The 7,059-nt window shown below is 55.7% G+C and carries 6 protein-coding genes and 1 pseudogene; 5 read left to right on the forward strand and 2 right to left on the reverse strand.

Going from position 1 to position 7,059, the window contains the following annotated elements:
* Positions 1-371, forward strand: a 371-nt coding sequence (locus AAAB35_RS04495) for an IclR family transcriptional regulator C-terminal domain-containing protein (protein WP_340667029.1), incomplete at its 5' end; no start/stop codon positions are given.
* Between the two features lie 12 nt (positions 372-383).
* On the opposite strand, the gene guaD is transcribed toward AAAB35_RS04495, so the two are convergent.
* Together guaD and AAAB35_RS04505 are read right to left on the reverse strand one after the other, a co-directional pair.
* Positions 384-1,736: a guanine deaminase gene (gene guaD / locus AAAB35_RS04500; RefSeq protein ID WP_340667030.1), complete on the reverse strand. Its 1,353-nt coding sequence runs from the start codon at positions 1,734-1,736 to the stop codon at positions 384-386.
* Positions 1,733-2,974: a urate hydroxylase PuuD gene (locus AAAB35_RS04505; RefSeq protein ID WP_340667031.1), complete on the reverse strand. Its 1,242-nt coding sequence runs from the start codon at positions 2,972-2,974 to the stop codon at positions 1,733-1,735. The genes guaD and AAAB35_RS04505 overlap by 4 nt, the downstream gene beginning before the upstream one ends.
* A gap of 134 nt (positions 2,975-3,108) precedes the next feature.
* Here AAAB35_RS04505 and AAAB35_RS04510 point away from each other — a divergent pair, with 134 nt between their 5' ends.
* The 4 genes and pseudogenes from AAAB35_RS04510 to AAAB35_RS04525 all read left to right on the forward strand — a co-directional run.
* Positions 3,109-4,023, forward strand: coding sequence for a LysR family transcriptional regulator (locus AAAB35_RS04510; protein ID WP_340667032.1), 915 nt, complete (start codon positions 3,109-3,111; stop codon positions 4,021-4,023).
* A 115-nt stretch (positions 4,024-4,138) separates the two neighbouring features.
* Entirely contained in the window at positions 4,139-4,462 is a 324-nt protein-coding gene (locus AAAB35_RS04515) for a hypothetical protein (RefSeq protein WP_340667033.1), read from the forward strand.
* A gap of 229 nt (positions 4,463-4,691) precedes the next feature.
* Positions 4,692-4,967 carry a hypothetical protein gene (locus AAAB35_RS04520; RefSeq protein WP_340667034.1) on the forward strand — a complete coding sequence of 92 codons (276 nt, stop codon included), beginning with the start codon at positions 4,692-4,694 and terminating at the stop codon, positions 4,965-4,967.
* A 1,880-nt stretch (positions 4,968-6,847) separates the two neighbouring features.
* Positions 6,848-7,059 (forward strand): annotated as a pseudogene (locus tag AAAB35_RS04525) (arylsulfatase); the annotation flags it as partial.

A 7,059-nucleotide genomic window follows, 5' to 3' on the forward strand; every position in this document is an offset into this window, starting at 1 on the left:
TCCATGCCTCCGGGATCGGCAAGGCAATCCTCTCGACATGGTCGGACACAGACATTGCTCAGGCCCTGTCCGGCAAGACACTGGCACATTTTACCGCGCAAACACTCGATACGTTGCCGGCGCTCCTTAAGGATATCCAGCAGGTTCGTGCACGCGGGTGGTCGATCGACGATGAGGAGCATACGCTCGGGATGCGCTGCATCGCAGCACCCCTCTTCAACGAACATGGCGAGGCCATTGCGGGGATCTCGGTATCGGGTCCGGCGGTTCGCCTGCCAAAGGAGAAGGTCAGTCTGCTCGGACCCGTCATCCGGCGCACCGCCGATGAATTGACCAGGGCCATGGGCGGGCGGCGACCAGACGAACTTTAAAGAGCCGTCCTTTCAGGCGTTCTGCAGTTTTGGCAAAGCGCGTGCCTTTATGGGCGCGGCGGGTGTTTCGATCCTGCTTTTCATCGGCCTGCCGGCAACATAGACCTCAGCAACCGAGCGGTCATCGCCCATGGTCTGAAGGATGAAGAGTTCCTCGGCCAGCGTCGTTGCCGTGCGCATGCGAAGTTCCATCGCCGGCTTCGCCCTGCTGTCGAGAACAACGATATCCGCGTCCCCTCCGGTACGCAGCGCTCCGATGCGGTCCTCAAGGCCGAGCGCGCGGGCGTTGCCGAGCGTCATCATGTAATAGGATGCGAAAGGCGACAGCCGCTGGCCCTGAATATGCAGGACCTTGTAGGCTTCGCTCATCGTCTCAAGCATCGAAAAGCTCGTTCCGCCGCCGACATCGGTCGCAATGGCGATGCGCGCGCCAAGCGAGCGGAAGCGATCGCGGTCAAACAGCCCACTGCCGAGAAAGAGGTTGGAGGTCGGGCAGAAAACGGCAACCGACCCCGTTTCGGCGAGCGCCGAAATTTCGCGGTCGGAAAGAAAGATGCAGTGCCCGAGCAGCATCTTCTCGCCAAGGAGCCCATAAGCGGCATAGATGTCGGTGTAGTCCCTGGCCGACGGATAAAGTGACGTTGCAAAGGCGATCTCGTCACGGTTCTCCGAAAGGTGGGTTTGAACGTAGCACTGGGGATGTTCGCGCACCAATGCCTGGCTCATCTCCATCTGCTCGGGCGTCGATGTAATGGCAAATCGCGGGCTGATGGCGTAGTACGCGCGCCCCCGCCCATGCCACCTTTCGATAAGCGCCTTGGTATCGTCATAGCCCGATTGCGGCGTATCGCGCAGCGCATCGGGCGCATTGCGATCCATCATCACCTTGCCGCCGATCATCAGCATGTTACGCTTCTCGGCGGCAGAAAAATAGGCATCGACACTCTCGCCGTGGACCGAACAATAGGCCACGGCCGAGGTAGTACCATTGCGCAGCAACTCGTCCATGAATCGCCCGGCGATGAAATCGGCATGGGTGCTCGAGGCGAATTTCTGCTCCTCCACGAAGATATAGGTATTGAGCCATTCGAGCAGTTGGGCCCCGTAAGAGGCAATCGCCTGGGTCTGCGGAAAATGCAGATGCGTATCGATGAAACCTGGCAGGATGAGGTGCGGACGATGATCAACGACTGTGACGTCACCGGCGACAGAGACGATCGCGGCATATTCGCCGACATTAACGATCTTGCCGCTATCGACAAGGACGGCGCCATCTTCGAAATAGCTATAGGCCGACTGGTCGTCGATACCATTGGGCTCCTCGACGAATGTCAACACACGGCCGCGCATTAAGAGCTTGTTCATTGGACAGTTCCTCCCTTGACAGCGGTCTCATACCAGGAGACGAGGAGACGCCGTTCCTCGTCGGTAATGCCACTCACATTGGCGGGCGGCATGGCGTGCGAGCGCCCCGCTTGCAGATAGATTTCGCGCGCGTGGGCGGCAATCTGGCCATCGGATTCGAGCACCACGCCCTTCGGTGGTGCGATGATGCCCTCCCAGCCCGGCTCCTTGGCATGGCACATCGCGCAGCGGCCAAGCACCGTATCGCGCACCTGGGAAAAGGCTTCGGCGGTGACGAAGGGCTGCTGAACAGTCGACAATTTTTCTTGCCCGCCCTCACCCGAAAGCACCTTCGGGACGGTGGAGAGCCACATGATAACGATGAAGAGGATTGCTGTGGCCAGCCACGTCCAGGTTGGCTCGCCCTTGCGGGCATGGCGGGTGTTGAACCAGTGACGGATGGTCACGCCCATCAAAAAGACCAGCGAGGCAATGATCCAGTTGTACTTTGTGCCGAACGCAAGCGGATAGTGGTTCGACAGCATCAGGAAAAGCACCGGCAGCGTCAGGTAGTTGTTGTGGGTTGAACGCTGCTTGGCCTGTTTGCCGAGCGCAGGATCGGGCGTCTTGCCGGCGATGAGATCCGCCACAACCTTCTTCTGGTTCGGGATGATGATCATGAAGACGTTGGCGGACATGATCGTCGCAGTGAAGGCGCCGAGATGCAGGAATGCGGCGCGCCCGGTGAAGAGATGGGTATAGCCCCACGCCATGAATACCAGGACGAAATAGAGCAGCACCATCAGCCGCGTATCTTCCCTGCCGAGCGGCGACTTGCAGATGGTATCGTAGACGATCCAGCCGCCGAAGATCGAGGCGAGTGAAATCGCGATGGCGACGGGGCGCGATACGTCAAGAACCTGCGGATCAATCAAATAGAGGTCTGCGCCCGCATAGTAGACGATGCACAGCATGGCGAAGCCCGACAGCCAGGTCGCATAGGACTCCCATTTGAACCAGGTCAGGTGCTCGGGCATTTGTGCCGGCGCCACCAGGTACTTCTGGATGTGATAGAAGCCACCGCCATGCACCTGCCATTCTTCGCCATAGGCGCCTGCCGGCAGACCCGGACGCTGGCGCAGCCCAAGATCAAGCGCGACGAAATAAAAGGATGAACCAATCCAGGCGATGCCTGTGATGACATGCAACCAGCGGAAGGCGAAATTCAACCATTCCCAGGCGACGGCGTATTCATACATGTGGATCTCCCTTTTAGTCGGAAGAGTATGTGCCAAAGCCTATGCCAAGAGGAAACCGGCTAATGTACCCATCTCTTTCAAAAAAAACTTTAAAATGCTAGATCAGTGGTGAGTGTAGGGGTCGTGCGAAAACCATGTCGTACCTTGATAACCTTCGTGTTTTCGTTCGTGTCGTCGAACTCGGAAACCTTTCTGCCGCCGGACGCGATCAACGCGCCTCTCCGGCCGTTGCAAGCAATCGCATCAAGGAGCTCGAACGCCATCTTGGCGTGCGCCTCTTCAATCGCACCACGCGCAAGCTGACGCCGACTGAACATGGCCGCGTCTTCTACGAGGGTGCCGTCAAGATCATCGAGGCGATCAACGAGGCGGAAGCGGCAATTGCCGATCTCGCCAAGAAGCCGAAGGGCGCGATCCGCATCACTGCGCCGCTGGGCATCGGCAGACGGCTTATTGCGTCAGGTATTCCAGAATTCCACGACAAATATCCTGACATTGAAGTGCGGCTTCGCCTTTCCGATCACAATATCGATATTATGAGCGAAGGGGTCGACGTCGCATTCAAACTCGGCATCCTCGAAGACTCCAACCTGCGCATGCGCGGCATCATGAACTGCGAACGGGTGATCTGTGCCTCGCCCCACTATCTTGAAAGGCGCGGGACACCGGCAACACCGGACGCCCTGATCGCCGAGCATCACGACTGCCTGCTTTTGCGCTATCCGGGCTCAAAGGAATATTACTGGACGTTGCAGACGCCCGATGGATTACGCAAGCTCGAGGTCAGCGGACCGTATGATTCAGACGATGGCGATGTTCTGACACGCTGGGCCCTCGACGGGCGCGGAATCATCAACAAGCCGCTGTTCGAGGTGAAGAGCTATCTCAATGAAGGCGCCCTTAGCCCAATCCTTGAAGATACGCCCCCTGCGAGCATCCAGCTTGCCGCTATCTATCCGCACAAGCGCTTCCAGGACCCGAAGGTACGCCTGATGATCGATTTCATGACTGAGCGTTGCCAGCGGCTGGTTGCGGAAATGTTAAAGTAGAGGGTCGTTCCGTCAGGAACAAAGCAGATTTTTCCGAATGCCCCAAAGGCCTTTGACTGTCCGAAAGGCGCCGGGCGGCCCACGATCATTGGCGGCGAGGAATTACACCCTGGCTTTGGGCGCTGATGTTGATAATAACATTGACATTGCGCAAACCTTTGCAACAAGGATTGAAGCAACCAACGTTTGGTCAGTGAGTATGCAGGTCGGTGATGCCGAGCGATTCGTGCCTGACCGGGGTGAGGCGATAGATTGGGTGGAACACAAGTTCGCGGCCTTCCTCCTGACCGAGCTTGGCAAGAGTGATCCGCAGGAATGGCCGCACGATGCGCGGTCAATCGAGCTTATATCAATGAGAAAGAACGATCCGGAGAAATACGCTGTCCGCATCGAGGACCTGCGCAGCGGCCGGTTAGAACGAATTCGAACGAAACGCTGAAGCGGAATGATTAAGACTGCCGAGGAGAAGGAAGCTGAGCGAAAGGCCAAGAACGCCGAGAAGATGCGGAAATGGCGTGAGAGGAACCCGCCTTCACCCGAGAAGCGGGCCAAGGAAGCTGAACGAGTTCGTCAATGGCGTAAGGCAAACCCTGAGAGAAGCAAAGCTCACTACCGGGCATGGAAGGTGAGAAACCGAGAGCGGATTGAGACAGAGAAGGATAGCTTCAATGACGATCGAGAGACCCCGCAAGCCCACAGGTCACCAGGACAGGCAGAGTGAATGCCAGAGAGCGATCGAGGACCGATTGCTTGAGCTATATGGCGAGGCAGTGGCTGCTGGATGGGATGAGGACGAGGTGTTTGCAGCAATAGTTGCTATTGCCGACACCACTCAACTTGCGATGCATCAGGATCAACTGCTGTCGATCGAGACGGAGTTGCTAAAGGCTATGAAGAAACGCAACGGGCTGAAACGCCTCCGCCAAGCCCACCTATCCCACTAACCTGGGAAAAGCACCGAACGGATGGCGAGAACTAAAAATTTAATCAGCTGCCGTTCGGGATATTGAATTTCCAAAACATCGAAATATATCTCCTTTCGTTCTTCTTGTTTTGTTGTACGGGTGGGTAAAATGGAACGGAAGTTGGACCACGGACTCGACTGCCCAAGTTGCGGCACGATCTATCTCGACATTCCCAAAGACGTAACCAGCGATACACCGATTGTCTGTACTACGTGTGGCTCATTCCTTGGCAGTTGGGGCGACCTCGAAAGGTCCTTCAACAGGCAAGGCGGGCAGCATGGTATCTTTGAGATGAGCGAAGGGCAGATTATTCGAAGAGAGTGATAGAGTACTGATGCCAAACCCGCTCGATGAAAGAGACGCCTCTCCACCGCGCAGTCAACGCTCGTTAATGATCTATGGGACGGTGTTCATCGTAGGCGTTGCCATAATCATGGGTGTTGGCTGGTATTTTCGGTAGATCGATCGGGAACACCGATTGTGATTTCGCATTGATGAAGATGCTGACTGAAAACCCCCAAGTCAGCTAAGAGCCCTCGCCACCGTTCCCCGCCCCCAGGGAGGCGAAGGCTGCTCGGCGGTGTGCGCAAGCTCACCGCCCCTCTTTTATGTCCAATCGAAGCGGGAACTGACGTTTGTTATTAACGTTGTGAAGTCGCTGACAACCCCGTCAGCGTGGACCCTGCTCTCCAGAAGGGTCCATGGGACGGTGGCCCAATCCACCGTCCCGCCGCTCATCGCTAACCATTTATTTGATTGCTAAGAGACATATAATTCGTGACTGAAACGGACTAGAATGCCCGAATAACCGCGCCACCCAATTTGGGGGTGTGTGATGAACCAAAAACTATATGGGAAACGACAGTGCGAGGAATGCCAGACTATATATTTGAGCATTCCACGAATAGACGCAGGTGATGGACCCGTCTTTTGCAGCGAATGCGGCGCGTATAGGGGCCGCTGGCGGGATGTGGAATCCGAATTCATATCGCAGGGTGGCGGAAACGGGGTTTTTGTTCTGTCAATGGTCAGACTATCCGCATAGACTTTTATGGCACGACTGCCAGGCTCGGTCCCTAATCGGCAGTTGGACACGGTGTGCGTGAAAGAAAGTTTGGCTTGTCAAACCAACTGATGAAATTTCCGCTCACCTATTGGGACGCCAAAAGTTCTTTGTAGGAGGGAATTCATAAGCTGCGCCCGCTTAAACCCAATTTCGGCCCAATATACGGCGTTCTGTTGCACTCCAAATTCTTTTCGGATTTTAGACAAGAAGTCGACACAGCAGTTGCTGAGAACCAACATTTCTCCAAGTGCTGCAGAATACCAAGATATCGCTAAAATTCTTGCCCAATCCCTGGAGCTTCAGCTCCATGATGGCGATCGATCGGCTGTCTACACCGGACCCGACCAACTCATTGAATTAGGCTTCATGAACGAGATTTGGTAGTTCTGGATATCTGTGGAAACCGTCGAACTGGATCAATCGCCAGCCGACGCTATTATGCTGGAGGCAGCTTCTGGGTCCAAACCTGCCACCGACCCTTTACGAGGTGTAAGCTACTGTAACTTACTTCCGAAAATGGCCGTCTGCGTCAATAGTTGATGATCACGCGCGAATTCGAACCCACAAGGAAAGCCCTCGAGTCGGCCAATTGTCGCGCGCGTAATCGCAGAGACATCGAACTCTACTCATAATACACGATCGATATGCCGGGCGCGTACAACGACCCAACAAACGTAAGAAGATGTGCGGCGAGAGATGTTGACACGGCATTCAAGTTCTATCCCTGCGTTTTGCGTCGACTCGTCTTTTCACCGGTCGTCCTTGCGATGACCTTTTGAGGGAGGCATGGAAAATGAGACCGACAGCAAAGTACATGGCAGCGGCACTTGTAGTCGCCGGCAGCCTTATGGCAGGCACGGCGATAGTGCACGCACAGGAAACCAAACCCAATATTCTATTTATCATGGGCGATGACATCGGCTGGATGCAGCCGGGTATCTATCACCGCGGTTTGATGGTCGGAGAAACACCCAACATTGATCGCATCGGCAACGAAGGGGCAAT

The sequence above is a fragment of the Phyllobacterium sp. genome, assembly GCF_037994425.1.
In the GTDB taxonomy this organism is placed as follows: Bacteria; Pseudomonadota; Alphaproteobacteria; order Rhizobiales; family Rhizobiaceae; genus Phyllobacterium.